The sequence below is a fragment of the Micromonospora sp. NPDC049004 genome (assembly GCF_040649315.1).
GTDB lineage: Bacteria > Actinomycetota > Actinomycetes > Mycobacteriales > Micromonosporaceae > Micromonospora.
On sequence record NZ_JBEZFG010000013.1, the window covers coordinates 103042 to 129782 of the forward strand.

Sequence of the window (26741 nt, forward strand, 5' to 3'; positions counted from 1 at the left end):
ACGATCGGCCGGGGTCGGCGTCGTTTGGCGCACGGGCCGCGAAGGGTAGGGGAGGAAGCACCGCGTCCCCGATCCAGATGCAGGCTGATGCGCAACAGATACCTCGATCTGCTCCGTTTCCTGGCCATCGTCCGGGTGGTCGTCTACCACGTCACCGGCTGGGCGACGCTCACCCTCGTCTTCCCGGCGATGTCGGTGATGTTCGCGCTGGCCGGCTCGTTGATGGCCGCCTCGCTCGCCCGGTCCGGCCCGAGGGCGGTCGGCCGCCGGTTGCGCCGGCTGTTGCCGTCGCTGTGGGTGCTGGCGGCGGTCTTCGTGCCGACCATGCTGCTCACCGGGCTGGCGCTGTCGCCCCGGGTGCTGCTGTGGCTGTTCCCGATCACCGATCCGCCGGCGAACAACTGGGGCGCCCTGGCGCTGAGCATCATCTGGTACCTGCGCGACTACCTGTGGTTCGTGCTCGCCTCGCCGGTCGCGCTCTGGCTGTTCCGCCGGGCCCCGCTGCCCACCCTGCTCGCCCCGTACGTGGTGCTGGTGACGATCGAGGTGGGGATCTACCCGGCGCCGCCGGTGGTGCGCGAGTTCGGGCTGTACTTCGGCGCCTGGCTGCTCGGCTTCGCCCACCACGCCGGAATGCTGCGTCGACTCACCGGCCGGGTGCTGTACCCGCTGTCGCTGGCCCTCGCGGTCGTCGGCGGGGCCTGGATCGTCACGCATCCCGGCCCCCGCGGGTACGACCTCAACGACAACCACCTCGGCAACGCGCTCTGGTCGGCCGCGTTCATCCTGGTCGTGCTGGGTCGGGCCCCGGCCGGGGTGGCCTGGCTGGAGCGCAGCCGGCTGGCCGACCGGCTGGTGACCGTGTTCAACCGGCGGGCGCTGACCATCTACCTCTGGCACATGCCGTTCGTGGTGGCGCTCACCCCGCTGGTCGACGTGGTCGGCTGGTCGCACCAGGACCCGGTGGGGCTGGCCGTCCGGGTGCTGCTGGTCTTCGCACTTGTCGGTCTGGTCACCCTGGCCGTCGGCTGGGTCGAGGACGTCGCCGCCCGTCGCCGCCCGGAGCTGATTCCCGCCGGCTCGTCGCGCCCGACCGGCCCGCCGGCCCCCTCCGACCGTGGCCCGGCGGGTCGTCCCGACGTCGACGAGACCGCCGTACGGGCGGCCGTGCCGGCGCAGCGGGTGCCCGGTGCGCCGGTGACCGTCGAGGTCAACGCTGGCTGATCGACACGTCTCCGCTGCCGGCCGAGCCGTCGAGCACCAGGGACGCGGCCGGGTCGTCGGCGACGGTGATCCGGGCGTCGCCGGAGCCGGTGCTGGAGCGGACCCGGTAGCTGCCGGCCGGCACCACCAGCGAGACGTCCCCGCTGGAGGCGTGCACACGCGCCGAGGCGGCGGTCTCCAGCTCGACGGTGACGTTGCCGGAGCCGGCCTCGGCGTCCGTCGTCCCGTCCAGGCGGCGAGCCGTGATGTCACCGGAGCCGGCGCGCAGTCGTACCGTCGAACGGGCCTCGCTCAGCTCGATGTTGCCGGAGCCGGTCTCCACGTCGATCGCCCCGGCGACGTCGCTGATCCGCACGTCACCCGAGCCCAGCCGCAGCTTCACCGCGCCGACCTTGGTCAGCTCGACGTCACCCGAGCCGCTCTCGCCCTGCACGGTCACGCCCTCGGGGACGGTCACCTCGTACGAGACGCTGCACCTGTCGCCGCAGTCGGTGTCCAGCACCAGCTCGCTGTCCTTGATCTCGTACCGGGCCTTGGGCTCGCCGCCCTGGTAGCGCACGACCCGCTTGATTCGTGCCTCGCCCGCCGTGCCGCCGCCTCGGACGATCACGTCTCCGGAGCCCCCCTGCACCCGGATGGTGCTGATCTTCACCGCCTCGGTGTTGTCGTAGTCGAGCCGGCGGAAGGACAGGTTGTCGCACCCGGCGAGCAGGATGAGGCCGGTGGCCAGCCCCAACGCGACGGGCGCGGCGGCGCGGCGACGGGCGGCGGTCATCTGGTGCAGTGCCATGGCCAGCACGCTACGGCCGGTGGCGAGCCTGGCGCATCGGGGTTCGTCCGCGCATCCACCCCGAACCGACCCTGATTTCAGACCCCGAGGGAGAATGGTCAGATGGCCGGGTACCGCCGACAGCTCTACCGCGACGACGCGGTGGTGCTGCGCGTGCAGAAGCTCGGCGAGTCCGACCGGATCATCACGCTGCTCACCCGCCGGCACGGCCGGCTGCGGGCGGTCGCCCGGGGGGTCCGGCGCACCATGAGCAAGTTCGGCGCCCGGCTGGAGCCGTTCGGTCACGTCGACCTTCAACTCGCCGGCGACCCCAAGGGCAACCACGGCAGCTCGCTGCACACGGTCAGCCAGGTCGAGGGCATCGAGCTGTACGGCAAGCGGTTCCTCGGCGACTATCCCCGCTACACGGCGGCCAGCGCGATCGCCGAGACCGCCGAGCGGCTGACGCCTGTCGAGCGGGAGCCGTCGCTGCGGCTGTTCCAGCTCACCGTGGGGGCGCTGAAGGCGCTGTCCCGGGGCGAGCACGCGACGACGCTGGTGCTCGACGCGTACCTGCTGCGCGGGATGGCTCTCGCGGGCTGGGCGCCGGCGCTGATCGCCTGCGCGGTCTGCGGCACCACCGGGCGGCACCGCGCGTTCTCCGTGCCGGCCGGCGGCGTGGTCTGCCCGGACTGCCGGCCGCCCGGCGCGGCCCACCCCGCGCCGGCCACCATCGACCTGATGTCCGCGCTGACCACCGGCGACTGGGTGGTCGCCGACGCCACCGAGACGGGTGTACGCCGGGAGTGCAGTGGGCTGGTCGCGGCGCACCTCCAGTGGCATCTGGAACGCGCGCTACGCTCGCTGCCGCTGGTCGACCGGGGTCCCTCGGTCGCCGGCACGGTCCCGCCGCCGGGCGGCGGTGGGGCTGCGATGCTCCGGCCGCGCGGTGACGTCGAGGCCGGTGCGGACGGCACGAGCAGGGAGAGAGCCGAGTGATCCGATCGATGAGGTCCGGCCGGCGGGAGCCGACGCCACCGACCCCGCACCCGTCCGGTGCCCGGCCGCCGGCGCTGCCGAGCGAGGCGGTGCCCAAGCACGTCGCCGTCGTGATGGACGGCAACGGCCGGTGGGCCAAGGACCGCGGGTTGCCCCGCACCAAGGGCCACGAGGCGGGGGAGCACAGCCTCTTCGACACCATCGAGGGCGCGATCGAGATGGGCATCCCCTACCTGTCGGCGTACGCGTTCTCCACCGAGAACTGGCGGCGCTCGCCCGACGAGGTCCGGTTCCTGATGGGCTTCAACCGGGACGTGATCCGTCGACGCCGCGACCAGCTGGTCGACCTCGGCGTCCGGGTGGTCTGGTCGGGGCGGTCGGGGCGGTTGTGGAAGAGCGTCATCTCCGAGTTGCAGACCGCCGAGGAGATGTCCCGGGGCAACTCGACGCTGACCCTGCAGTTCTGCGTGAACTACGGCGGGCAGGCCGAGATCGGCGACGCCGCCGCGGCGATCGCCCGGGACGTGGCGGCCGGTCGACTGGACCCGTCGAAGGTCACCGAGAAGACCGTCGCGAAATACCTGTACCACCCGGAGATTCCGGAGGTGGACCTGTTCCTGCGGCCCTCCGGCGAGGAGCGGATCTCCAACTTCCTGCTCTGGCAGACCGCGTACGCCGAGCTGGTCTTCCTGGACACGCTCTGGCCGGACTTCGACCGCCGCCACCTGTGGTACGCGTGCGAGCTGTACGCCCAGCGGGACCGGCGGTTCGGCGGCGCGCTGCCCAACCCGGTGGCCCCGACGGTCTGACGGAGGCTTACCCGACGGTCACTCTGGGTACCAGCTACGTCAGAAGCCACTGACGGAGGTGAACCCACATGATCCAGAAGCGCATTGCCCAGTGGGCGGTGATGGCGATCGCGGTGCCAGTGGCCGCGGCCGGCGCCCGCCGCCTCAGCCACACCCTGGAGGCCCGCCGTGGTCCCTCCGGGGCGACCCGGCTGCTGACCAAGGGTGCGGATCTGATCCGCCCGCAGAAGGCCAAGCGTCGCCGGTTCTGGTAGTTCCCGACTCTCCCGCGCCGCCCCGCACACGACGTGCGGGGCGGCGCTGGCGTCTCACCCGGTCGGCGCGTCCAGGAAGCCAAATCGGTGCAGCACGCCCCGGTCGATCATGGAGTTGGGGTGGCCGGTTCGGCCGCATTCGCGACTTTCGTTCGCCACCACAACTCCATGATCGACGCGGCCGGGGAGGGTGGGTGGGGTTGGTTGTTTCGGGGTTCGGGGAGGTGGGGGCAGGTAGGGTCCGGAGGTGGCGGGATGATGCGGTTGGGGGGGATATGCGGGATCTCCGGTACAAGATGATCATGGCGTTGAACGCTGCGGATCTGGGCGACCCGATCTGCGAACAGGTCGCCGAGATCTGCGCCGAGATCGCCGAGCAGCACTGCGCGGAGTTCGGTCACACGCCGCAGCTGCGTACCGGTGAGATCGCCGAGCTGGTCACCGGTGAGCCGGCCCTGACCTGGGCGCCGTCGACCCCCGAGACCGGGCAGCGTGCCTGGTGACCGCACCCGCGCCGTCGGTCGACCTGCGTCGCGCCGAGGACCGGTTCGCCACCCGGATCTCCTGGTTGGATTCCAAGCACTCCTTCTCGTTCTCCCGGCACTACGACCCGGCCAACACCCACCACGGGCTGCTGCTGGTGAACAACGACGACGTGGTCCGGCCGGGCGCCGGCTTCGAGACCCACCCGCACGAGGACATGGAGATCGTCACCTGGGTGCTGCGCGGCTCCCTCGTGCACCAGGACTCCACCGGCCACTCCGGGGTGATCTACCCGGGCCTGGCGCAGCGGATGAGCGCCGGCACCGGCATCCTGCACTCGGAGAAGAACGACGCCTGGCGGCTCAGCAACCAGGAGCCGCACAGCGACCCCGTGCACTTCGTGCAGATGTGGGTGCTCCCCGACGAGCAGGGCGTCGACCCCGGCTACGAGCAGTTGGAGATCGAGGACGAGTTGCTGCGCGGCGGCCTGGTGCCTGTCGCCTCCGGGATGGACCGCTACGACGGGGCGTCCGCGATCCGGATCCGTAACCGGTACGCCACCCTGCACGCCGCCCGACTCGGCCCGGGCGACGAGGTCACCCTCCCGGACGCGCCCTTCGTGCACCTGTACGTGCCGAACGGCACGGTGACCCTGGAGGACAGCGGCCCGCTCGGCACCGGCGACGCCGCCCGGCTCACCATGACCGGCGGCCGGCGGGTGACCGCCGACGAGCCGGCCGAGATCCTCGTCTGGGAGATGCACGCCACGGTCGCCTGACGGGTGCCCGCGTCGGCTCCCATGATCACGCTCGAACATGGATGTAGTGGCCTCCCTGGCGCGGGAGGCCACTACATCCTGGATCAAGCACGATCTTGCTGAGCGCGGCGCGCGGGGCGATCCTGGTTACGCCGGGGACTCGGTCTTGTCGCCGGCCCAGGTGGTGTGGAACGAACCCTCGCGGTCGACGCGCTGGTAGGTGTGCGCGCCGAAGTTGTCCCGCAGGCCCTGGATCAGCGCGGCGGGCAGCCGCTCGGCGCGCAGCGCGTCGAAGTACGCCAACGACGACGAGAACGCCGGCGTCGGCACCCCCGCCCGGGCCGCGTCGGCCACGACCCGCCGCCAGCTCGGCACACCTGCCGCGACCGCCTCGGCGAAGTACGGTGCCACGAGCAGCGTCGGCAGGTCGGGCTGCTCGTCGTACGCCTCGCGGATGCGGTTCAGGAAGCGGGCGCGGATGATGCAGCCGCCCCGCCAGATGGTCGCCGTGCCGCCGAGGTCGATGTCCCAGTTGAACTCCTGGCTGCCGGCCCGGATGTGGTCGAAGCCCTGCGCGTACGCGACGATCTTGGAAGCGAGCAGCGCCCGGCGCACGTCCTCGACGAACGCGTCCCGGTCGGCGACCTGCCACGCCTCACCGGCGTCCGGGAACGCCCGCCGGGCGGCCTCGCGCTGGTCGACGTGACCCGACAGCGAGCGGGCGAACGTCGCCTCGGCGATGCCCGTGATCGGGATGCCCAGGTCGAGGGCGCTCTGCACCGTCCACCGGCCGGTGCCCTTCTGCTCGGCCCGGTCCTGCACGACGTCGACGAACGCGCGGCCGGTCGCCGCATCGGTGTGCGCGAGCACGTCGGCGGTGATCTCGATGAGGAAGGACTCCAGCTCGCCGCCGTTCCAGTCGCGGAAGATCTCCGCGATCTCCGCCGGCTTCGCGCCCAGGCCCGACCGGAGCAGGTCGTACGCCTCGGCGATGAGCTGCATGTCGGCGTACTCGATGCCGTTGTGCACCATCTTGACGAAGTGCCCGGCGCCGTCCGGCCCGACGTGCGTGCAGCACGGCTCGCCGTCGACGTGGGCGGCGATCTTCTCGAACATCGGCCCGAGCTTGGCGTACGACTCCTCCGAGCCGCCCGGCATGATGCTCGGCCCGAGCAGCGCGCCCTCCTCACCACCGGAGACGCCGGTGCCGCTGAAGTGCAGCCCCTGCGCGCGCAGCGACTCCTCCCGGCGACGGGTGTCGGCGAAGTGGGCGTTGCCGCAGTCGACGATGATGTCGCCCTCCTCCAGCAGCGGCACCAGCTCGTCGATCACGGCGTCGGTGGGCGCACCGGCCTTGACCATCACGATCACCGCGCGGGGCCGTTCCAGCGACGCCACGAAGTCGGCCATCGACTCACCGGGCACGAAGGTGCCCTCGTCACCGTGCTCGGCGACGAGGCTGCGGGTGCGCTCCGGTGACCGGTTGTGCACCGCCACGGTAAAGCCGTTGCGGGCCAGGTTGCGGGCCAGGTTCCGGCCCATCACCGCCAGCCCGGTCACGCCGATCTGCGCCGTCGCCTGCTCAGCCATTCGTGCCGCCACCTCTCGCCGTCGAACTATCCTGCTGCGACCGTATCGCGGCGCGCGGGATCGTGGGCGGGTCGTCCCACGGCGGGTCACTGCCTGGTCGCGGCCCGTCCGCCCGGCGCGGCCACACCCTGACCGGCGGCCCCGCTCACCCCTGGGACAGTCGATCCTCCACACGCGCCACCTTCGCGGTGAGCGCGTCGGTGACCCCGGGCCGGACGTCGGCCTTCAGGACGACACTCACCCGGGGCGCCTGCGCGGACACCACGTCGACCGCCCGCTTCACCACCGCCATCACCTCGTCCCACTCACCCTCCACGGTGGTGAACATGGCATCGGTCCGGTTGGGCAATCCGGATTCGCGGACCACCCGTACCGCCTCGGCAACCAGGTCACCCACGGAGTCGCCGGCACCGAGCGGGGTGATCGAGAACGCGATCAGCATGCGCCGATCGTGCCAGGAAAATCGGGTGCGCGTCTCGTCGGGCGGTGGTTAGGGTTCGGGCATGCGCAACTGACGCCCCACTTCCCGAGCCGGCCCGCCTCCCCGCGATCGCGGTCCGTGCGCTCCCGGGCGTCGCGCGTCCTCCTGCACCGTTCGGCGGTGTTGATTCGGCCCGATCCCCGGTGAGCAGTCCTTCCCGTTCGACCGTCGCGTTGCCACGGTCACCAGCCGATCCGACCGACCGCGGGAGCGCGGGACCGCCGGGACGGTCGGCACCGAAGGAGGCCCGGATGCCCGCCAGGCGCAATCCGAGAAAGACCCGTACGTCCGCACCGACGCCGCTGGGCATCGACCCGGCGGCCGGCCACGGCACAGCCCCGGCCCCGCCGGTCGAGTCTGCCGGCTCGACCGGGGCGGACCTGCCGGCTCGTCCCGACGCGCCGGCCCGGGCGGTCAGGTCCGCTCTGCCGGCCCCGGCAGTGGAACCGGTGCTGCCGGCCTTGGCGGCCCCAGCCGTGCCTCCGGTGGCCGACTCGTCGGTGACCGGACGACCTGGGGCGCCCCAGGCCGGGCCACCCCAGGCCGGCCGAGCCCGCTCGTTCGACGGCAAGAGCCAGCGAGCCGGGCAGCCGCGCCGCTACGCCTTCCGACGCAGCTGACCCGCCCCCCGCCCCCGCCCCCGCGATCTTGCACTTTCTGTCGCTACATACCCATGCATTCGGGGTAAATCCACGACAGTAACTGCAAGATCGCGGTGACGGGGGTTGGCGTCAGCCGATCAGGGGACGGAAGGTGCCGAGGAGCACGCTCGTCGTCAGGGCCGCTCCGGCCAGCGCGGCCGCCCCGGCGATCAGCAGCGCGTCGGCGAGGCCGAAGCGCTGGCGCCGGGCGACGGTACGGGGTGTGTCGCCGTCGAAGCCGCGCGCGTCCATGGCGACGGCCAGCCGGGTGCCCCGACGGATCGCCCCGACCAGCAGCGCGAACGCCGTGGACGTGAACAGCCGCAGCTTCGCCACCGGATTGCGTCCGGCGTCGACGCCGCGTGCCCGCCGGGCCATGCTGATCATCTGCCATTCCTGACCGAGCAGCGGCACCAGCCGGAACGCGGCAAGCGACCCGACGGCGAACCGTGCCGGCGCCTTCGCGTTCTGGATCAGCGCGTCGGCCAGGTCGGTCGGGTCAGTGGTGGCGAAGACGATCACGCCGGGCAGGGCCACCGCGAAGATCCGCAGCACCAGGCCGAGAGCGGTGCGCAGCACGCCGGTGCTCACCAGCACCGGCCCGGCCTCCAGCAGCACCCGGCCGGACTGGTCGGCGGCGAAGAGCACCAGGGTGACCAGGATGCCGGTGGCGCTGAGCAGCAGGGGCAGGGCCCGCCGGGCCAGCACCCGGTAGCGGACGCCGAACAGCGGCAGGACGGCAAGTTCGACAGCGATGGCGATCGCCGGCGCCACCGGGTCGAGCGTCGCCAGCAGGACGAACGAGAAGACCAGCGCGGCGGCCACCTTCGCCACCGGGTTCCGCCGGGCCAGCGGGGCGCCGGGCGCGGCGACCGGCTCGATGCTGATCATCGGAGGTCACCTCGGGTGGACGCGGTCCCGCGCGACCCGGCAGCGCCGCCGACGTTGGTGCTCCGGGCGGTCACTGTCGCTCCAGGGTGACCGTGCGGTCGGCGAGCGCGGCGACGAAATCGAGGTCGTGGGTGACCGTGACCACGCCGTGGCCGGCGTCCCGCAGGTCGGCGAAGAGGTCGACCAGCTCCCGCCAGGTCCGCCGGTCCTGCCCGAAGGTCGGTTCGTCGCAGATCAGCAGGCGGGGTGCCGTGGCCAGGGCCGTCGCCACGCTCAGCCGCCGTGCCTCCCCACCCGAGAGGGTGTACGGGTTGGCCGCCGCGAGTCGGGTCAGCCGCAGTCGTTCCAGCAGTTCCGCCACGGTCTCCCGGACGGCGGCCTCGGGTTGACCCGTCCGGCGTGGCCCGAGCGCCAGCTCGTCGAAGACGGTGCTCGTGACGAACTGGTGCTCCGGGTCCTGAAAGACCGACCCGATCCGTCGGGCCAGCGCGGGCGCTCGCCAGCGGTGCGGGGGAGCGCGGTGGTCCGCGCCGGCCAACTCGGCCGAGGCGGTGACGCGGCCGACGCCCGGTTTGAGCAGACCGCCGAGCAGCAGCGCCAGGGTGGACTTGCCGGCGCCGTTGGGCCCGCGTACGGCGAGTGCCTCTCCGGCGCGTACCGCCAGGTCGGTGGGGCCCAGCCGGGGCGGCAGGCCGAGCCGGTCGGCGGTGAGCAGCAGGTCGCCGGGGGTGGCGGCGGCCGTGCGGGGCGCGATGGAGTGACCGGGCACCCAGACGCCCTCGGCGGCGAGGGCGGCGCCGTGCGCGGCGAAGACCGCGTCGGGCGTCCCGTCCGCGCGGACCCCGCCGCCGGGCTCCAGGACGACCACCCGGTTCACAAGTGGCAGTGCCTCGGCGACCCGGTGTTCGACCAGGATCACTGTGGTGTCGGCGTCCAACGCGCCCGTCACCGCGCCCCGGACCAGCGCGGCTCCGTCCGGATCGAGGTTGGCGGTCGGCTCGTCGAGCAGCAGCAGCCCGGGCCGCAGGGCCAACGCGCCGGCCAGAGCCAGGCGTTGCTGCTCGCCGCCGGAGAGCGCGGCAGTGCTGCGGTCCCGGGGATACGGGAAACCGACCCGCCGCAGCGCCTCGTCGACCCGGGGCCAGATCTCGTCCGTCGGTACGCCCCGGTTCTCCAGCCCGAACGCGACGTCGTCGCCGCTGCGCGCCATCACCAACTGGGTCTGCGGGTCCTGAAAGACGATGCCGACCCGTTCCCGCGCCTTGCGGGGGTCGAGCCCGTCGATCTCGACGGTGCCCTCCTGCTCACCGGAATCGTCGGGCAGCAGCCCGGCCAGCGCGCTGAGCAGTGTGCTCTTGCCGGCCCCCGAGGGCCCGAGCAGCAGCACCCGCTCCCCGGCCTCGACCCGCAGATCCACTCCGCGCACAGCCCAGGCCCGCCGCCCGGCATGCCGCCAGCCGAACCCCCGCAGCAGCACCCCGCCCACCCGACACCCCCTTCCAACCACTCCCGGCCGTCTTCCCCGGCTCTTCCCGGCCGTCTTCCCGCCGGTGATCAAGAGGTTTGCGGCAGAATTCCGGCTTCCGTTGACGCGAACCTCTTGATCACCGGGACGGTTGCGCCCTCAGATGAGGGCGCGGTCCCGGCCTACCGGGAAGCGGTCCAGCGCGCCGGTGTTGGCCAGGGCGCGGGTCAGCAACCAGCCGCCCACGCCGGCGATGATCGTGGCGCTGACGATGGTGAGCAGGGCGTACGGGATGCGGTAGTCGCCCAGCGCGTAGTCGACGTTCCAGACGAAGAAGTCGAACAGCGCCGCGCTGAGACCGGTCAACGCGCCGGCCAGTACGGCGGTCGGCAGCCGGAACGACCGGTACCGGAAAGCGGCGAACGCCAGCTCGGCCCCGATGCCCTGCACGATGCCCTGGGGGATCACCGTGCCGGCCCACTGGCTGCCCAGCAGCGCGGAGACGACCGCGGCCACCGTCTCGCAGTAGAGCGCGGCGCCGGGCTTGCGGATGACCAGGCCGCCGACCACGGCCGGCAGCAGCCAGACGCCGTAGATCAGCGTCTGTGCCGGCGGGAAGAAGGCGAACGCACCCTCGGTGGCGCTCCAGACCAGGCCCCAGGCCCAGAAGATGACGCCGAAGGCGACCGCGATCACCGAGGCGACCACGATGTCGATGGTGCGCCAACGGCTGGTGGTGTTGTCCATGCTGTGCTCCCAGTTCAGTGGAACGAACCAGGAGAAGACGCACGCCGCGCGTCCGGTGGCACCGGACCCACGGCGCGGCTGGAGGTCGACCGAACTCCCTGCGCTGGCATTACCCAGATCAGGTTCGAGGGTCTGCGGGCGTGCCCGCACTCTCAGCGCTGTGCGCTCCCCTGTCGGATGTGAAGTTGTCTCGCTGACGCTAGCACCGACCAGGGGTAACAGCCCAGCAGGGCATCCGGACGCCCGCGCAGCCGGGCCGGCGTCCCGCCGCCTGGGTAGGCTGACGATCATGCAGGTCGACGCGCGAGGTCTCACGTTCGAGGTACGCACCGGCGGCCCCTCCGACGGCATCCCCGTCCTCCTGCTGCACGGCTTCCCGCAGCACAGCGGGGAGTGGGACGAGGTCGTGCCGGCACTGCACGCCGCCGGGCTGCGCACGTACGAGCTGGACCAGCGGGGCTACTCGCCGGGTGCCCGGCCGGAGGCGGTGTCCGCGTACCGGATTCCCGAACTGGTCGCCGACGTGGTGGCGGTGCTCGACGCGCTCGGTGTGGACGCCGTCCACCTGGTCGGCCACGACTGGGGCGCGATCGTGGCCTGGGCGGTGGCCGCCGCGCACCCCGAACGGGTCCGTACGTTGACCGCGGTGTCCGTGCCGCACCCGGCGGCCATGGCGCACGCCCTGAGCACCGACCGGGAACAGAAGGCCCGCTCGTCGTACATCGCGCTGTTCCGCAAGCCGGGCAAGGCCGAGAAGGTGCTGCTCGCGTGGCACGCGACGGCGCTGCGCAAGATGCTCGGCGGGGTGGGCGACGCCTCCCGGGTGGACCGCTACGCCGACCCGATGCGGGCGCCGGGCGCGCTCACCGCCGCCCTGAACTGGTACCGAGCCATGTCCCGCGCCGACCTTGCCGCTGTCGGTCCGGTCGCCGTACCCACCACGTACGTCTGGAGCGACCGGGACATCGCCATCGGACGACCCGCCGCCGAGGCGTGCGCCGCCAACGTCACCGGCGACTACCGTTTCGTACCGCTGCCCGGGGTGAGCCACTGGATTCCGGACGCCGCACCCGCCGCGTTGGCGGAGGCGGTCCTGGCCCGGATCGCCGGGACGGCCTGAGCCGTGCCGGGCCGACGGGCGCCGGGCGGGCCGGCGGCAGGGGGAGAAGCGCCGTGACGGCGCCCGCCGGCGGGCTGGGCACCCGTCGCTCGATCGCCGCGCAGCTGCGCCTTCTGGGTGTACGCCCCGGCTCGACGGTGCTGGTGCACGCGGGGATGCGCCCGCTGGGCTTCGTCTGCGGTGGGCCGCAGGCGCTGGTGCTCGCCCTGCGCGACGCGCTCGGCCCGGACGGCACGATCGTGGTGCCCACCCACAACCCCGACAACAGTGACCCGGCGCAGTGGCGCAACCCGCCGGTGCCGGTGGACTGGTGGCAGTTGATCCGCGCCGAGATGCCGGGCTTCGACCCGGCGGTCACGCCGAGCCGGCACATGGGCGTGTTCGCCGAGACGGTCCGCTGCTGGCCCGACGCGCTGCGCAGCACGCATCCCCACGTGTCGTTCGCCGCGCTCGGGCCGACGGCCGAGCAGGTGGTGGCGGGGCACGAACTCGCCGACATGCTCGGCGAGGGCTCGCCGCTGGCCCGGCTCTACGACCTGGACGCCGACGTGCTCCTGATCGGTGTGGACCACAGCGTCAACACGTCGCTGCACCTGGCCGAGTACCGCAGTCCCAAGCCGGTGCGCGAGCGACTGGGCGCGGCGGCACGCACGGCCGACGGTGGCCGCGAGTGGGTGTGGTGGCAGGACGTCCGGCTCGACGCGGGCGACTTCGGCGCGTTGGGCCGGGACCTGGAGGCCATCGGGGCGGTGCGTACCGGCCCGGTGGGCGCCGGGACGGGGAGGTTGGTACGCCAGCGGGCAGCTGTCGACTTCGCCGTGCAGTGGATGGCCCGCAACCGGACGACGGAGGACGCATGAGTGTGAGCGCCGAGGACTACCTGGCCGTGGTGACCGAGACGATCGGCCGGGTGGCCGCCAGCCAGCGGGACGCGGTGGGGCGGGCCGCCGATCTGATCGCCGAAGCGGTACGCGCCGACGGGGTGGTGCACGCCTTCGGCACCGGGCACTCGGAGGCCCTCGCCATGGAGATCGCCGGCCGGGCGGGTGGCCTGGTGCCCACCAACCGGATCGCGCTGCGTGACCTGGTGCTGCTCGGCGGCGAACCGGCCGATCGTCTCGGGCCGCTGCTGGAGCGGGACCCGGCGGTGGCGCACCGACTCTGGGAGCTGGCCCCCGTACGCCCCGCCGACGTCTTCGTGCTCGCCTCGAACTCCGGGGTCAACGGCGCGATGGTCGAGTTCGCCACTCTGGTCAAGGAGCACGGCCACCCTCTGGTGGCGATCACCTCGGCGCAGCACTCCGGGCGGATGACGTCCCGCCACCCGTCCGGGCACAAGCTGGCCGACCTCGCCGACGTGGTGCTCGACAACGGCGCACCGTACGGCGACGCGACGCTGCCGCTGCCCGGCGGTGGCGCGGTCGGCGCGGTCTCCTCGATCACTGCGGCGCTGCTGGCGCAGCAGGTCACCGTGGAGGTCGTCGCCCGGTTGCTGGCGACGGGGGAGCGGCCTCCGGTCTACCTCTCGGCGAACATCCCGGACGGCGACGCGCACAACACGGCGCTGGAAGCCCGGTACGCCGGCCGGATCCGCCGCGGCTCCTGACCCCCTCCCCGGCGGCGCGGGCGGCCGATGGCGCGACGGTATGCGGCCGGGCGCGGGCTGGCGGCGTGGCGCGGGCGATGGCCCGACGCGGGCGGGGCGGCGACGGTGTGGCGACCGGGCGATGACCGGCGGGCGACCGGGAGATGGCCGGAACATGTCGTGAGTCTGTTTCGCGCTCGGCCGGGTGGGGCATTGGCGTTGCTGCCGGCGGCCGGGACCGCCGGCAGTACCGTCTGACCGGAGGTAGCGCGTGTCCAAGGAGACCGAGAAGCAGCGTTGGCAGCGCAACTTCGCCGACCTGTTGCAGGAGCTGCGGGTCGCCCAGACCGGTGTGCAGATCCTCTTCGCCTTCCTGCTCACCCTGCCGTTCAGCAACGGGTTCACCCGGACCAGCGAGTTCCAGCGGGACGTCTACATCGTCGCGCTGCTCGCCGCGGCCGCCGCCACCGCGTTGATCATCTCGCCGGTGGCGTTCCACCGGGCGCTGTTCCGTCAGGGGCGCAAGCCGGAGCTGGTCCGCTTCGCCCATCGGATGGCCACCGGCGGCCTTGCCTTCATGCTGATCGCGATGGTCAGCTCGGTGCTGCTGATCACCGACTTCGTGCTGGACCGGCCGGTCGCTTTCCTGCTCAGTGCGCTGACCGGGCTCTGGTTCCTCACCTTCTGGATGATCCTGCCGTTCGCCCGCCGCAGCTGGGGTGAGGACGACATCGAAGACGAGGACGACGACCCGGACACGCTCACCGGCCGCTGACCACGCCGGAGCGGCCTACGTCGATCCGTGCGCAGCGCTACCCCTGGGTAACAACCGGGGGTAGCGTGACGGTAGTCGCGCACGTCGACGCAGCCGCAACCGAGGTTCGAGGGGGCAGCCGTGACCACGACGCAGAACGGCCGACCGGCACCGGACGGCCCCGACTCCGAAGCCACGCCCGGCAGCACTGCGCCCGTTAGCGCCGCGCCCGGCAGCACTGCGGCCGGCAGTGCCGCGCCGTTGCCGGCGGAGGCGGGGCAGGTCTCCGAGAAGGAGGCCCGGCAGGTCGCCGAGGCCGCCCGGGAGTCCACCTGGGATCGACCCAGCTTCGGCAAGGAGCTGTTCCTCGGCCGGTTCCGGCTCGACCTCATCGACCCGTGGCCGCGCTCCGACCCCGACGACGTGGCCCGCGCCGAGGAGTTCCTTGGTCGGTTCCGCGCCTTTCTCAGCTCCGAAGTGGACGGCGCGGCCATCGAACGCGACGCCTCCATTCCGGACTCCGTCTTCCACGGGCTCGCCGACCTCGGCGCGTTCGGCATGAAAATCGACCGGAAGTACGGCGGCCTCGGTCTGAGCAACCTGCACTACTGCCGGGCGCTGATGCTGGCCGGCTCGGTCAGCCCGGCGATCGGCGCGCTGCTCTCGGCGCACCAGTCGATCGGGGTGCCGCAGCCGCTGAAGATGTTCGGCACCGCCGAGCAGAAGCAGCGCTTCCTGCCCCGGCTCGCCGCGGGCGAGGTCTCCGCTTTCCTGCTCACCGAGCCGGACGTGGGCTCCGACCCGGCCCGGCTCGCCACCACCGCCGAGCCGACCGAGGACGGCACCGGCTACCGACTCAACGGGGTCAAGCTCTGGGCCACCAACGGCATCGTCGCGACCCTGCTGGTGGTGATGGCCCGGGTGCCCGCCGCCGAGGGCCGGCGCGGCGGGATCACCGCGTTCGTGGTGGACGGCGACAGCGCGGGCATCACGGTGGAGCGGCGCAACGAGTTCGTCGGTCTGCGCGGTCTGGAGAACAGCCTGACCCGGTTCCACGACGTGTTCGTACCGGCGGAGAACGTCATCGGCGGTGAGGGCAAGGGCCTCAAGATCGCCCTAACCACGTTGAACACGGGCCGGCTCTCCCTGCCGGCGATGTGTGTGGGCGCCGGCAAGTGGTCGTTGAACGTCGCCCGGGGCTGGGCCGCCGACCGCGTCCAGTGGGGCCGGCCGGTGGGCGAGCACGAGGCGGTCGCCCAGAAGCTCTCCTTCATCGCCGCCACCACGTACGGCATGGAGACCATGCTCGACCTGTGCTGCCTGCTCGCCGACGACGACCGTAACGACATCCGGATCGAGGCGGCGCTGGTCAAGCTGTACGCCAGCGAGATGGCCTGGAAGATCGCCGACGAGCTGATCCAGATCCGGGGCGGGCGCGGCTACGAGACGGCCGACTCGTTGGCCGCCCGCGGCGAACGCCCGGCGAACGTCGAGCAGGTGCTCCGCGACCTGCGGATCAACCGGATCTTCGAGGGCTCGACCGAGATCATGCATCTGCTGATCGCCCGGGAGGCGGTCGACGCCCACCTCTCGGTGGCCGGCGACATCATCGACCCGGAGGCGGGGCTCGGCCGCAAGGCCCGCGCCGGCGCCCGTGCGGGCGCGTTCTACGCGAGGTGGCTGCCGACCCTCGCGGTCGGCAAGGGCCAGAGCCCGTCGTCGTACGCCGAGTTCGGCCCCCTGGCCGCGCACCTGCGCCAGGTGGAGCGGTCGTCGCGCAAGCTGGCCCGGTCGACGTTCTACGCGATGTCCCGCTGGCAGGGAAAGATGGAGCGCAAGCAGGCGTTCCTCGGGCGCGTGGTGGACATCGGCGCGGAGTTGTTCGCGATGTCCGCCGTCTGCGTCCGGGCGTCCGCCGAGCGGGACACGCGACCCGAGAACGTCGAGCTGGCCGACCTGTTCTGCCGGCAGGCCCGGGTTCGGGTGGACGCCCTGTTCACGGCACTCTGGGACAACACCGACTCCGTCGACACCGCAGCCGCCAAGCGGATCCTCGCCGGCCGCTACGCGGGCCTGGAGGAGGGGGTCATCACCCCGTCCGACGAGTTGCCCTGGGTGGCCCGCTGGTCGCCCGGCCCGTCCACCGCCGAGGACGTCCGCCGCCGCATCCCGCCGAAGCCGTAGCCCTTCCCGACCCGCCCGCTGCGTCGCCGTCGATCCTCGCCGCACTGGTGGTGTCGATCGCACCGCAAGATCGCGCTCGATCCTGGAAGTAGTGGCATCCCTCCAACCGCGAGGCCACTACTTCATGCTTCGAGCACGATCTTGTGGCGTGGCGTGGCGTGCCGTGGCGTGGCGTGGCGTGGCGTGCCGTGGCGTGGCGTGGCGTGGTGTGGCGTGGCTCGGCACGGCGTCGCTTGGCACAGCGTGGGGTTTCAGCGGGCGACCGCCCAGGCCAGCACCCCGGCCAGGATCAGACCGTTGAGCCCGGCCAGGGCGAGGTACGCCGCGGGTGGGATCTTCCTGCCCCGGCGGACGAGGGAGACCAGGACGGCGGCGTAGCCGAGCAGCAGTACGGCGATGACGATCAGGAAGTAGAACACCCGAAGACCTTAACGGCCCGATCGCCGCAGGTCCCGAGTCGGCGCGGCGCCACCGCACGGCACACCCCACGCGGAACGTCGTCCCGAGGGGCGCGACCGATCTCGTCGATCTTGCACTTTCGGTCGCTGACTTGTCCTGTTCTGCCCCTTATGCCGCGACAGAATCTGCAAGATCGCGGGTGCGGGGTGCGGGGTGCGGGGTGCGGGGTGCGGGGTGCGGGGTGCGGGGTGCGGGGTGCGGGGTGTGGGTGGGTTAGCGGCCTTTGTTGCGCAGGCCGAGTTGGCGTAGCTCCAGCGCGGCCAGGGCCTCGACGGTCTCGTCGTCGCCGCGTCGCCACGCCTCGGCGACGTCGGGCGCGATCCGGGTCAGCCGGCCCAGCGGCTGGGTGGCCAGCGCGCGTAGCGCGAGCAGGTCCCGCCCGGCCGGCCCGGCAGCCAGCTTCGCGGCCGATCCGGCCCGGCGCATCCACCGCAGCCGCAGCGGCAGCCAACCGAAGAGCACCAGCCCGAGCGGGAAGATCAGCACCGCGACGGTGAGGGCGAGGGCGAGCTGGTCGACCAGGTGCTGCTGCTCCCGGCCGGCGTCGGCGAGCCCGCGGGCGGCGTCGGCGGCCCGCTGGAAGGGCGCGGTCAGCTCGTCACCGACCAGCGGCACCCGCCGGACCTTGCCGCCGGCGTCGGCGAGGTTGTCGGCGAGGCCACCGCCGGCGCCCTCCAGCTTCTGTCCGGGTACGGCGAGCTTCTGCACCAGGTCGTGCAGCCAGAGCGCGGCGCGGATCGCGACGTACACCCAGGCGACGACGAGCAGGTCGGTGATCAACTGTCGGACGGCGGTCGGAAACCGATCGGCGTAGATCTTCACGCCGGACAGCGTGCCACGAACGCGCCGCGACCGGCACCCGCCGGATCAGCTGCCCGAGGATCGCACGGGAACGGTGCGATCACCTGTCACGCCGCGATCAGGCGAGCCGGAGGTCCACGAACGGCACGGTGTCACCGGGCAGGACGTACCGCTCGATCTCGACGAAGCCGTGCTGTCGGGCGAACCGCAGGCCGTCGTCGTTGGAGGCCAGGACGACAGTGTCGATGACCTCTGCGCCCAGATCGCGTGCCCTCGCCAGCCCTCGCTGGTAGACCTGCTCCCCGTAGCCGCGCCGGCGATGTCCAGGCAGAACCCGTGCGATCACGGTCGCCGCCGCCGCGTCGGATTCCGGGGGTCGTACCGTCGAGCACCCCACCGGCGAGCCCTCGACGTACGCGACCTCGAGGATGTTCCGCTGGGCGCGGACGACGATCTCGTCGACCGACAGCGCGGCCGTGGGGATGATCAGATTGTGGATGTACTGCCAGTCGAGCAGGGCTGCTTCGTTACCTACCGATTGCACCGGCCTGAACTGAAGGTCTGACACGGCCCCAGGCTAGTCACCGGACGCAGGCCGGGCAGGTGCCGAAGATTTCCAGGGTGTGGCTGACGTCGGCGTAGCCGTGCTGCGCGGCGACCCGGTCGGCCCAGCTCTCCACGGCAGGGCCGGCCACCTCGACCGTACGCCCGCAGGCCCGGCAGACCAGGTGGTGGTGGTGCCCTTCGCTGCACCGGCGGTAGAGGTGCTCGCCGCCCGGCGGGCGCATCACGTCGATCTCGCCCGCGTCGGCCAACCCTTGCAGGGTGCGGTAGACAGTCGTGAGGCCGACCCGTTCGCCGCGTTGCCGGAGCATCGCGTGCAGGTCCTGGGCGCTGTGGAAGCCCTCCATCTCGCCCAGCAGCGCGCTCACCGCCGAGCGCTGCCGGGTGTTGCGCACCGCGGCGCCGCTCTCGCTCATGATCCCTCCCCGGCGTGGCTGACCGCGTCCGCCACGATGTGCGCGACGTGCTCGTCGACGAGGCTGTACGCGATCTCCCGGCCCCGGCGGGAGCCCCGCACCACGCCCGCGCCGCGCAGCACCCGCAGGTGCTGGGACACCAGCGGCTGTGCCGCGCCCAGCTTCTCCACCAGCTCGTGTACGCACCGCTCGCCGCCGGCCAGCTCGCTGACGATGGCCAGCCGGATGGGCGCCGACAGGGCCCGGAGCAACTCGCTGGCTCCGTCGAAACCCTCGTAGCCTGTTGCGCTGGTCATCTTGCAACGGTAACCAATACCACCGACATCCGCCGATCAGGTTCAGTGCAGGACTACCTCGTGTGGTTCCGGCGCCGGTACGGGGGTCGGTGCGGTGCGGCGGCGCACCGCCCGCCAGAGGGCGCCAGCCACGGCCACCACCAGGAACGAGGCGATCGCCAGCAGCACCACCGAGGCGCCGGGCGGGGTGTCGGCGGTGGCCGCCACCCAGACGCCGGAGCCGGCGGCGAAGAACCCGAGCGCCATCGCGGCGGTCATCGTGCTGCGAAAGCCCCGGGTGACCTGCTGGGCGGTGGCCACCGGAACCACCATCAGCGCGCTGATCAGCAGCACCCCGACGGCCCGCATCGCGATGGTCACCGTGACCGCTGTGGTGACGGCGATCAGCAGGTTGAGGGTGCGTACCGGCAGGCCGGACACGCGGGCGTACTCCTCGTCGTGGCTGATCGCGAAGAGCGCGGGCCGCAGCACGATCATGGTGATCAGGATCGCCGCGCCGAGCACTCCGACGGTGATCAGGTCGGCCATCGAGGTGGAGAGCAGCGACCCGAAGAGGTAGGCGTTGAGGTTGGCGCTTGTCGCGTCCGAGAGGCCGACCAGCAGTACGCCGCCGGCGATGCCGCCGTAGAAGAGCAGCGCCAGGGCCAGGTCACCGGACGTCCGCCCGCGAGCGCGGACCACCTCGATGGCGACCGCGCCGACCGTGGCGACGATCACCGCCACCAGCACCGGCGAGCGGTTGAGGAGCAGGCCGGCGCCGACGCCGGTCAACGCCACGTGGCCGATGCCGTCGCCGATCAGCGTCAGTCGGCGCTGCACCAGGTAGATGCCGAGCGCCGGCGCGGCCAGGCCGATCACCAGCGCGCCGATCAGGGCGCGCTGCATGTAGGGGTACTGGAAGAGTTCCATGGTCAGTTGCTCCACAGCCCGGCGGGCTCGTCGGGACCGTGCGGGTGCACGTGGTCGTGGTCGGGCTCCGCGTGGTGGCCGGCCGGGTCCGGAACCGGACCGTCGTGACAGACGCCGCCCTGGTGGACGACTACCGCCCGGCTGATCACCGGTCGCAGCGGGCCCAACTCGTGTGCCACCAGCAGCACCGTCCCGCCGTCGGCGACGAAGTCGCGCAGCGCGCCCGCGAACGCCTCCTGGCTGGCCGCGTCCACCCCGGCGGTGGGTTCGTCGAGGATCAGCAGCTCCGGCCGGCCGGACAGCGCACGGGCGATCAGGGTGCGCTGCTGCTGACCGCCGGAGAGGGTGGACACCGGGTCGGCAGCCCGGTCGGCGAGCCCCACCGCGCGCAGGGCCGCGTCGACGGCGGCCCGGTCGGCCGCGCCGGGTGGGCGCAGGATCCCCCGGCGGGCGAGTCGGCCGGACGCCACCACCTCGCGGACGGTGGCGGGCACGCCTCCGCCGGCGCCGAGGCGCTGCGGGACGTACCCGATGCGTTGCCACTGGCGGAACTGGCGCAACGGCCGGTCGAAGAGGGTGATCGAGCCGGCGCTGAGCGGCACCAGGCCGAGGATCGCGCGGATCAGCGTGGACTTGCCGGAGCCGTTGGCGCCGAGCACGGCGACCACCTCCCCGGCGGTCACGGTGAGCGAGACGTCCCGGAGCACCGGGCGGCCGTCGTAGCCGACCGCGCCGTGCTCGACGGTGATGACGGGAGTGCTCACGAGCAGCTCAACGCCGTCCGCAGGGTCTGCAGGTTGGTACGCATGACCGAAAGGTAGTCCGAGCCGCTGCCTGCGGCGAGTCCTTCGATCGGGTCGAGCACCGCGGTCTTCGCGCCGACCTGGCCGGCGATGGTCTCGGCGACCTTCGGGCTGACCAGCGCCTCGAAGAAGATCGTGCTGGCCTGGTGCGCCTTCGCGTCCTCGATGACCCGGGCGAGCCGCTGCGGCGAGGGCTCGACGTCCGGGCTCAGCCCGGTGATGCCTACCTGTTCGAGTCGGTAGCGGTCGGCCAGGTAGCCGAACGCGGTGTGGCTGGTCACGATCTCCCGCCGCTGGCAGGTCGCGAGGCCCTGGGTGAACTCGCCGTCGAGGGCCGTCAGATCGGCGCGCAGAGCCGTGGCCCGTGCGGTGTAGTCGGCCGCGTGGTCGGGGTCGACCTCGCCGAGCCGCTGGGCGAGCTGGTCGCCGATGGCGGCAAGCCGGGTCGGGTCGAGCCAGACGTGCGGGTCCTTGGCGTGCGCGTGCTGCTCCTCGCCCTGCTCCTCCTCGCCCTCGTGGTTGTGGCCGCCGGCGCTCGCGTCCAACAGCGGCTGCACGCCTGCCACGTCGAACACCGGGGCGTCGTCGTCCTGCGCGACAGTCTCGTCCACCGCGGGCTGGAAGCCCTTCAGGTAGACGATCAGCTCGGCCTCGGTGACCTGACCGACCTGGCGGGGGCTCAGCTCCAGGTCGTGCGGCTCGGCGCCCGGCTTGGCCAGGTTGGTCACGTGGACGGCGTCACCGCCGATGCGCTCGGCGAGGAACTGGAGTGGGTAGAACGCGGCCACCACGTCGACCCGTTGGGGATCGGCGCCGGCCGCGCCGCCGGTGGAGCAGCCGGCGACGGCGCCCAGGGCGAGCAGGGCGGTCGCGGCGGCCAGGACGCGGGACGTGGTGCGGTTGGTCATGTCCCCAACTGTCCGTGGTAACGACAATGATTGTCAAAAACGCATGCTTGCATGTCAGAGCAGCTTCGCCAGGCCCACCGTGATCAGGAGAGTCAGCATCAGCAGCCGGATCAGCCGCGTCTGTGGCGCCTGAACCGACCAGGTGGTCGCCAACAGGGCGATCAGGGCGGCGGCGAGGGCCAGCGTCAGCAGAGCGCCGACCACCCCCGGCGTGAAGAACGCCACCAGCACCACCACCAGGGTGAGCAGGAACACCGACGTCGGGTTCGCCCCGGCCAACCGGGCCAGCAGAGGGCGCTGCGTACGCTGCATCCCACAGACTCTACGAGGAGGAACCCCCGGTGCTGGTGACCAACCGGTTCGTGGTCGACGTCGATGTCGCCGACGGCTTCACCGAACGGGCGCACGCCGCCCTCACCGCGCTGGCCGCCTGCCCCGGCTACCTGCGCGGCCAACTGGTCCGGGCCCTGGACGACCCCCGGTACTGGACGCTGCTCACCGAGTGGGAGTCGGTAGGCACCTACCGGCGGGCGCTCGGCGCCTTCGAAGTCAAGGTCAGCGCGGTGCCGTTGCTCGCCCAGTCGGTCGACGAGCCGTCCGCGTACGAGGCGCTGGCCACTGCCGCGCCCGGGGGAGCAGTGGTGGTAGCCGAGAGTGATCGGGCCGCTGGTCCTTACCGCTGAGCCGCCGGGCACTACCCTGCTCCTATGACCGCACCCGCCCCGCCGCCCGGTCCCGGTGTGGCTCCGCCGTTCGCCGCGCCGCCCACCGAGGGCCGCCGGACCCGGCTCTGGATCGGCCTCGGCGTCGGCGCCCTCGCCGTGCTGCTCTGCTGCGGCGGCGGAGGCACGGCAGTCGTCGGCCTGGCCGTGAGCGGCGTGCAGGCGGTACGCGAGCAGGGCCGCACGGTGACCGGCGACTACTACCAGGCGCTCGTCGAGCGAAACTACGGCCGGGCGTACGACCAGCTCTGCGACGACGCGCAGCGGCGCGAGTCCCGCCCCGAGTTCGAGCGGCGGGCAGCCGCCGAGCCGCAGGTCACCGCGTTCCGGGTGGGTGAGGTGGACACCACCAACCTGACGGTCCCGGTCGACGTGACCCTCGACGGCGGCGACCGGGAGCGGCAGCAGGTCAGCCTGGGCCAGGACGGTCAGACCGGCGGCATGGAGGTCTGCGGGGTGAGCTGACCCGCCACCGGTATTCTGCTGGGCTCGGGACGCCGGTGGTCGTACCGTTGGCCCGAACCGACCGATCCATCCACATCTCGCCCCCGCCGACCGCCAGCCGGCGTAGGAGGAAACATGCCAGCCGACCGTATCGACGCCGTCGTCAGCCTCGCCAAGCGCCGAGGCTTCGTCTTCCCCTCCAGCGAGATCTACGGAGGCACCCGATCGGCGTGGGACTACGGTCCGCTCGGCGTGGAGCTGAAGGAGAACGTCCGCCGGCAGTGGTGGAAGACCATGGTCCAGCAGCGCGACGACGTCGTCGGCCTCGACTCCGCCGTGATCCTGGCCCGCAAGGTGTGGGAGGCGTCCGGCCACATCGCCGAGTTCGTCGACCCGCTCACCGAGTGCCAGTTCTGCCACAAGCGGTTCCGGGCCGACCACATCGAGGAGGCGTACGAGGCCAAGCACGGCCACGCGCCCACCTCGCTCGCCGAGGTCAACTGCCCCAACTGCGGCAACAAGGGCACCTTCACCGAGCCGAAGATGTTCAACGGCCTGATGAAGACGTACCTGGGCCCGGTGGAGAGCGACGAGGGGCTGCACTACCTGCGCCCGGAGACCGCGCAGGGCATCTTCGTCAACTACAAGAACGTCGAGACGGTCGCCCGCAAGAAGCCGCCGTTCGGCATCGCGCAGACCGGCAAGTCGTTCCGCAACGAGATCACCCCGGGCAACTTCATCTTCCGGACCCGCGAGTTCGAGCAGATGGAGATGGAGTTCTTCGTCGAGCCGGGCACCGACGAAGAGTGGCACGAGTACTGGCTCCAGGAGCGCTGGAACTGGTACCTCGACCTCGGGCTCTCGGCGGACAACCTGCGCCTGTACGAGCACCCTGCCGAGAAGCTCTCGCACTACTCGAAGCGCACTGTCGACATCGAGTACCGCTTCCAGTTCGGCGGCACCGAGTTCGCCGAGCTGGAGGGTGTCGCCAACCGCACCGACTTCGACCTCTCCACGCACAGCAAGCACTCCGGCGTCGACCTGTCGTACTTCGACCAGACCAAGGGCGAGCGCTGGATGCCGTACGTCATCGAGCCGGCCGCGGGTCTGACCCGCGCGGTGCTCGCCTTCCTGCTGGAGGCGTACGACGAGGACGAGGCGCCGAACACCAAGGGCGGCGTGGACAAGCGCACCGTGATGCGGTTCGACCCGCGGCTCGCCCCGGTGAAGGTGGCAGTGCTGCCGCTGTCGCGTAACGAGGCGCTGTCGCCCAAGGCCAAGGACCTCGCCGCGCTGCTGCGCAAGCGCTGGGTGGTCGAGTTCGACGACTCGCAGGCGATCGGCCGCCGCTACCGCCGGCAGGACGAGATCGGCACCCCGTTCTGCGTGACAGTCGACTTCGACACGCTTGACGACAACGCCGTGACGGTGCGGAACCGGGACACCATGGGCCAGGAGCGCGTCTCGCTGGACCAGGTCGAGCGCTACCTGATCGAGCGCCTCCCCGGCTGCTGAGACACCTGGCACGGGGCCCCGGCCGACGCGGAAAGCGCCGGTCGGGGCCCCGTACACTTGTGCGGTGACCGCCTCGACCGTTCCCGTGCTGCGCCCGTTGGCCCTCGGGCCGTACCAGGTGTCGCCACCGGTGGTGCTCGCGCCGATGGCAGGCATCACGAACGTCGGGTTCCGCCGGCTCTGCCGCGAGCAGGGCGGCGGCATCTACGTCTGCGAGATGATCACGACCCGTGCTCTTGTCGAGCGCAACCCGAAGACGCTCCGCATGATCGCGTTCGGCGACGACGAGCAGCCGCGCAGCCTCCAGCTCTACGGCACCGACCCGGAGGTCACCGCCGCCGCCGTGCGGATCGTCGTCGAGCGCAACCTGGCCGACCACATCGACCTCAACTTCGGCTGCCCGGTCCCCAAGGTCACCCGGCGGGGCGGCGGAGCGGCGCTCCCGTGGCGACGCCGGCTCTTCGCCCGCCTGGTGCGGGCCGCGGTGGACGCCGCCGCACCCTCCGGGGTGCCGGTCACCGTGAAGATGCGCAAGGGCATCGACGACGACCACCTGACGTACGTCGAAGCGGGGCTCGCCGCCCAGGACGCCGGCGTCGCCGCGGTGGCCCTGCACGGGCGTACGGCCGCGCAGCGCTACTCGGGCACCGCCGACTGGGACGCGATCGCCACGTTGAAGCAGGCCCTCGACGTGCCGGTCCTCGGCAACGGCGACATCTGGGAGGCCGACGACGCGCTCCGGATGGTCGCGCACACCGGGGTCGACGGCGTGGTGATCGGTCGGGGCTGCCTTGGCCGGCCGTGGCTCTTCGCCGACCTGGAGGCCGCCTTCACCGGCCGGCCCGAACGGCGTCTGCCCAACCTCGGCGAGGTGGCGGTGAGCATGCGCCGGCACGCCGAGCTGCTCGTCGACCAGTTCGTGGCCGGCGCCCGCAACCCCGCGCGGGGTGAGCGCGACGGCTGCACCGACTTCCGCAAGCACGTCGCCTGGTACCTGAAGGGCTTCCCCGTGGGCGGCGAGCTGCGCCGTTCGCTGGCGATGATCGAGAGCCTCGCCCAACTCGACGACCTGCTCGGCAAGCTCGACCCGACCGAGCCGTTCCCGGTGGCCGCCCTGGGTCAGCCGCGCGGGCGTACCAACTCGCCGGGCAAGGTCTCCCTCCCGGACGGCTGGCTGGCCAGCCGCGACGACGACACCGTCCCGGAGGGCGCCGAGATGGACGACTCCGGCGGCTGACCCTCACGGGCTGACCCGCACCGGCTGGGCCGCACCGGCTGGGCGGCGCGGGCTGGGCCGCACCGGCTGGGCGGCGCGGGCTGGGCGGCGCGGGCTGCGCCGTGGCCGCGAGTGGCCTACCTGCTGGGCCGCACGGGCTGGGCCGCACGGGCTGGGCCGCACGGGCTGGGCCGCACGGGCTGGGCCGTGGCCGCGGGTGGCCGACCGAAGCCCCGGTCGGGCCATGCGCCGCGAGCCGCCGGTCGTGTGCGCGCCGACGCCGGCGCTGATGTGGCTCCGATGCCCAAGGGGGACTTTCCCTACCCGCGCCGCCGTGGGTCGGCTCGGTCGTCCAACCGTAACGCCGCAGATCTTGGACAGTTTCCGTTAGCTGCTAACGGAAACTGTCCAAGATCTGCTCACGTCCTGGGCAAGTGGGCTGAGGAACCGGGCCGTTCGGCGCGGGGCGGAGGCGCGCTTCGCGACCGACTGACCTGGACATGCGGCAAGGGCCGGGCCCCTGTGGTGGGGTCCGGCCCTTGTCGGATATGTGGCAAGGGCCGGACCCCACGATCGGGGTCCGGCCCTTGTCGGTTGGTGTTGGTGTGACGGTCAGCTGGTGGCGTAGCCGCGGGTGGCGATCCAGTCGGCGAGGTGTTCGACGGTGACCTGGTAGGAGGCGGTGTTGGGGTCGGCGGAGTCGGCGATGGTGACGGTGGTGCCGTTGTCGCGGTAGCCGACGACGCTGATGTAGTGCCCGCCTTCGAAGGAGTGGGTGTTGCCGTCGGTGTCGACGGTGGTGCCGGCGATGTTGGCGACGACGGCGCGGCCGTTGTCGACGGTCTTGACGATGTCGGCGCGCAGTTGGTCGGTCTGCTTGGCGTCGGCGTCGGGCTTGCTGATCTCGACGCTGTGGTAGGCGTCGTTCTTGCCGG

The 26741-nt window shown here is 72.3% G+C and carries 31 protein-coding genes and 1 riboswitch; of the genes, 15 read left to right on the plus strand and 16 right to left on the minus strand.

Annotated features, from left to right (window positions below; genetic code table 11):
* Positions 1-87 precede the first annotated feature (87 nt).
* Positions 88-1224 (plus strand): acyltransferase, encoded by a 1137-nt coding sequence (locus tag AB0B97_RS30075; RefSeq protein WP_357498422.1) that lies wholly within the window; start codon positions 88-90, stop codon positions 1222-1224.
* On the opposite strand, the gene AB0B97_RS30080 is transcribed toward AB0B97_RS30075, so the two are convergent.
* The gene (locus AB0B97_RS30080) at positions 1211-2014 is read right to left on the minus strand and encodes a DUF4097 family beta strand repeat-containing protein (RefSeq protein ID WP_357498424.1); all 804 of its coding nucleotides are present in this window, start codon (positions 2012-2014) and stop codon (positions 1211-1213) included. The two genes, AB0B97_RS30075 and AB0B97_RS30080, sit on opposite strands and share 14 nt — an antisense overlap.
* A 102-nt stretch (positions 2015-2116) precedes the next feature.
* Here AB0B97_RS30080 and recO point away from each other — a divergent pair, with 102 nt between their 5' ends.
* From recO to AB0B97_RS30105, 5 genes are all read left to right on the plus strand, one after another.
* Positions 2117-2992, plus strand: a complete 876-nt coding sequence (gene recO, locus AB0B97_RS30085; protein WP_357498426.1) for a DNA repair protein RecO — start codon at positions 2117-2119, stop codon at positions 2990-2992.
* A gap of 8 nt (positions 2993-3000) precedes the next feature.
* Positions 3001-3801, plus strand: a complete 801-nt coding sequence (locus AB0B97_RS30090; RefSeq protein ID WP_234587293.1) for an isoprenyl transferase — start codon at positions 3001-3003, stop codon at positions 3799-3801.
* Between the two features lie 68 nt (positions 3802-3869).
* A complete protein-coding gene (locus AB0B97_RS30095; RefSeq protein ID WP_234587226.1) occupies positions 3870-4055 on the plus strand; it encodes a hypothetical protein in 186 nt (61 codons plus the stop codon).
* Between the two features lie 302 nt (positions 4056-4357).
* A complete protein-coding gene (locus tag AB0B97_RS30100; RefSeq protein WP_234587228.1) occupies positions 4358-4558 on the plus strand; it encodes a thioredoxin reductase in 201 nt (66 codons plus the stop codon).
* The gene (locus AB0B97_RS30105; protein ID WP_357498429.1) at positions 4555-5316 is read left to right on the plus strand and encodes a pirin family protein; all 762 of its coding nucleotides are present in this window, start codon (positions 4555-4557) and stop codon (positions 5314-5316) included. The genes AB0B97_RS30100 and AB0B97_RS30105 overlap by 4 nt, the downstream gene beginning before the upstream one ends.
* Positions 5317-5442: 126 nt before the next feature.
* Here AB0B97_RS30105 and gndA read toward each other — a convergent pair whose 3' ends face one another.
* From gndA to AB0B97_RS30130, 5 genes are all read right to left on the minus strand, one after another.
* Entirely contained in the window at positions 5443-6885 is a 1443-nt protein-coding gene (gndA, locus tag AB0B97_RS30110) for an NADP-dependent phosphogluconate dehydrogenase (protein WP_234587233.1), read from the minus strand.
* A gap of 145 nt (positions 6886-7030) precedes the next feature.
* Positions 7031-7327 (minus strand): MTH1187 family thiamine-binding protein, encoded by a 297-nt coding sequence (locus AB0B97_RS30115; protein WP_357498432.1) that lies wholly within the window; start codon positions 7325-7327, stop codon positions 7031-7033.
* A gap of 770 nt (positions 7328-8097) precedes the next feature.
* Positions 8098-8898 (minus strand): energy-coupling factor transporter transmembrane component T, encoded by an 801-nt coding sequence (locus AB0B97_RS30120; protein ID WP_357498434.1) that lies wholly within the window; start codon positions 8896-8898, stop codon positions 8098-8100.
* 70 nt (positions 8899-8968) lie between these two features.
* A complete protein-coding gene (locus AB0B97_RS30125; protein ID WP_357498436.1) occupies positions 8969-10384 on the minus strand; it encodes an ABC transporter ATP-binding protein in 1416 nt (471 codons plus the stop codon).
* 138 nt (positions 10385-10522) lie between these two features.
* Positions 10523-11110 (minus strand): ECF transporter S component, encoded by a 588-nt coding sequence (locus AB0B97_RS30130; RefSeq protein WP_234587245.1) that lies wholly within the window; start codon positions 11108-11110, stop codon positions 10523-10525.
* Between the two features lie 77 nt (positions 11111-11187).
* Positions 11188-11292, minus strand: a riboswitch (TPP riboswitch).
* 107 nt (positions 11293-11399) lie between these two features.
* Between AB0B97_RS30130 and AB0B97_RS30135 the strand changes: the two genes are divergently transcribed.
* From AB0B97_RS30135 to AB0B97_RS30155, 5 genes are all read left to right on the plus strand, one after another.
* Positions 11400-12230 carry an alpha/beta fold hydrolase gene (locus AB0B97_RS30135; protein WP_357498438.1) on the plus strand — a complete coding sequence of 277 codons (831 nt, stop codon included), beginning with the start codon at positions 11400-11402 and terminating at the stop codon, positions 12228-12230.
* A 53-nt stretch (positions 12231-12283) separates the two neighbouring features.
* On the plus strand, positions 12284-13090 hold the full coding sequence (locus tag AB0B97_RS30140) for an AAC(3) family N-acetyltransferase (RefSeq protein WP_357498440.1): 807 nt from the start codon (positions 12284-12286) through the stop codon (positions 13088-13090).
* Positions 13087-13836 carry an SIS domain-containing protein gene (locus AB0B97_RS30145; protein WP_357498442.1) on the plus strand — a complete coding sequence of 250 codons (750 nt, stop codon included), beginning with the start codon at positions 13087-13089 and terminating at the stop codon, positions 13834-13836. The genes AB0B97_RS30140 and AB0B97_RS30145 overlap by 4 nt, the downstream gene beginning before the upstream one ends.
* 250 nt (positions 13837-14086) lie before the next feature.
* Positions 14087-14590: a DUF6328 family protein gene (locus AB0B97_RS30150; RefSeq protein ID WP_357498444.1), complete on the plus strand. Its 504-nt coding sequence runs from the start codon at positions 14087-14089 to the stop codon at positions 14588-14590.
* 120 nt (positions 14591-14710) lie between these two features.
* Positions 14711-16753, plus strand: a complete 2043-nt coding sequence (locus AB0B97_RS30155) for an acyl-CoA dehydrogenase family protein (RefSeq protein ID WP_357498446.1) — start codon at positions 14711-14713, stop codon at positions 16751-16753.
* A 251-nt stretch (positions 16754-17004) separates the two neighbouring features.
* Here the strand turns inward: AB0B97_RS30155 and AB0B97_RS30160 are convergent, their stop codons facing one another.
* From AB0B97_RS30160 to AB0B97_RS30200, 9 genes are all read right to left on the minus strand, one after another.
* Entirely contained in the window at positions 17005-17172 is a 168-nt protein-coding gene (locus tag AB0B97_RS30160) for a hypothetical protein (protein ID WP_234587259.1), read from the minus strand.
* Between the two features lie 253 nt (positions 17173-17425).
* Positions 17426-18034, minus strand: a complete 609-nt coding sequence (locus AB0B97_RS30165) for a hypothetical protein (RefSeq protein WP_357498448.1) — start codon at positions 18032-18034, stop codon at positions 17426-17428.
* 97 nt (positions 18035-18131) lie between these two features.
* Positions 18132-18581 carry a GNAT family N-acetyltransferase gene (locus tag AB0B97_RS30170; RefSeq protein WP_357498450.1) on the minus strand — a complete coding sequence of 150 codons (450 nt, stop codon included), beginning with the start codon at positions 18579-18581 and terminating at the stop codon, positions 18132-18134.
* A 13-nt stretch (positions 18582-18594) separates the two neighbouring features.
* Positions 18595-18993, minus strand: a complete 399-nt coding sequence (locus AB0B97_RS30175) for a Fur family transcriptional regulator (protein WP_203150761.1) — start codon at positions 18991-18993, stop codon at positions 18595-18597.
* Entirely contained in the window at positions 18990-19289 is a 300-nt protein-coding gene (locus tag AB0B97_RS30180) for a metalloregulator ArsR/SmtB family transcription factor (protein ID WP_007463903.1), read from the minus strand. The genes AB0B97_RS30175 and AB0B97_RS30180 overlap by 4 nt, the downstream gene beginning before the upstream one ends.
* Before the next feature lie 42 nt (positions 19290-19331).
* Positions 19332-20198 (minus strand): metal ABC transporter permease, encoded by an 867-nt coding sequence (locus AB0B97_RS30185; protein WP_357498452.1) that lies wholly within the window; start codon positions 20196-20198, stop codon positions 19332-19334.
* A gap of 2 nt (positions 20199-20200) precedes the next feature.
* Entirely contained in the window at positions 20201-20962 is a 762-nt protein-coding gene (locus AB0B97_RS30190; protein ID WP_234587267.1) for a metal ABC transporter ATP-binding protein, read from the minus strand.
* A complete protein-coding gene (locus AB0B97_RS30195) occupies positions 20959-21909 on the minus strand; it encodes a metal ABC transporter substrate-binding protein (protein ID WP_357498454.1) in 951 nt (316 codons plus the stop codon). Before AB0B97_RS30195 ends, AB0B97_RS30190 begins: the two co-directional genes overlap by 4 nt.
* 54 nt (positions 21910-21963) lie before the next feature.
* Complete coding sequence (locus tag AB0B97_RS30200) at positions 21964-22221, minus strand: hypothetical protein (RefSeq protein WP_234587274.1); 258 nt, start codon at positions 22219-22221, stop codon at positions 21964-21966.
* 29 nt (positions 22222-22250) lie between these two features.
* On the opposite strand from AB0B97_RS30200, the gene AB0B97_RS30205 reads away from it, so the two are divergent.
* The 4 genes from AB0B97_RS30205 to dusB all read left to right on the plus strand — a co-directional run bounded on the left by AB0B97_RS30205 (position 22251) and on the right by dusB (position 25827).
* Positions 22251-22592, plus strand: a complete 342-nt coding sequence (locus tag AB0B97_RS30205) for an antibiotic biosynthesis monooxygenase (protein ID WP_357498456.1) — start codon at positions 22251-22253, stop codon at positions 22590-22592.
* 24 nt (positions 22593-22616) lie between these two features.
* Positions 22617-23096 carry a hypothetical protein gene (locus tag AB0B97_RS30210; RefSeq protein ID WP_234587280.1) on the plus strand — a complete coding sequence of 160 codons (480 nt, stop codon included), beginning with the start codon at positions 22617-22619 and terminating at the stop codon, positions 23094-23096.
* A gap of 114 nt (positions 23097-23210) precedes the next feature.
* Positions 23211-24590 carry a glycine--tRNA ligase gene (locus AB0B97_RS30215; RefSeq protein ID WP_357498458.1) on the plus strand — a complete coding sequence of 460 codons (1380 nt, stop codon included), beginning with the start codon at positions 23211-23213 and terminating at the stop codon, positions 24588-24590.
* A gap of 64 nt (positions 24591-24654) precedes the next feature.
* Positions 24655-25827, plus strand: a complete 1173-nt coding sequence (gene dusB / locus AB0B97_RS30220) for a tRNA dihydrouridine synthase DusB (protein ID WP_357498460.1) — start codon at positions 24655-24657, stop codon at positions 25825-25827.
* A gap of 591 nt (positions 25828-26418) precedes the next feature.
* Here the strand turns inward: dusB and AB0B97_RS30225 are convergent.
* Positions 26419-26741 (minus strand): C39 family peptidase (locus AB0B97_RS30225; protein WP_357498462.1); only part of this gene is annotated, 323 nt, incomplete at its 5' end.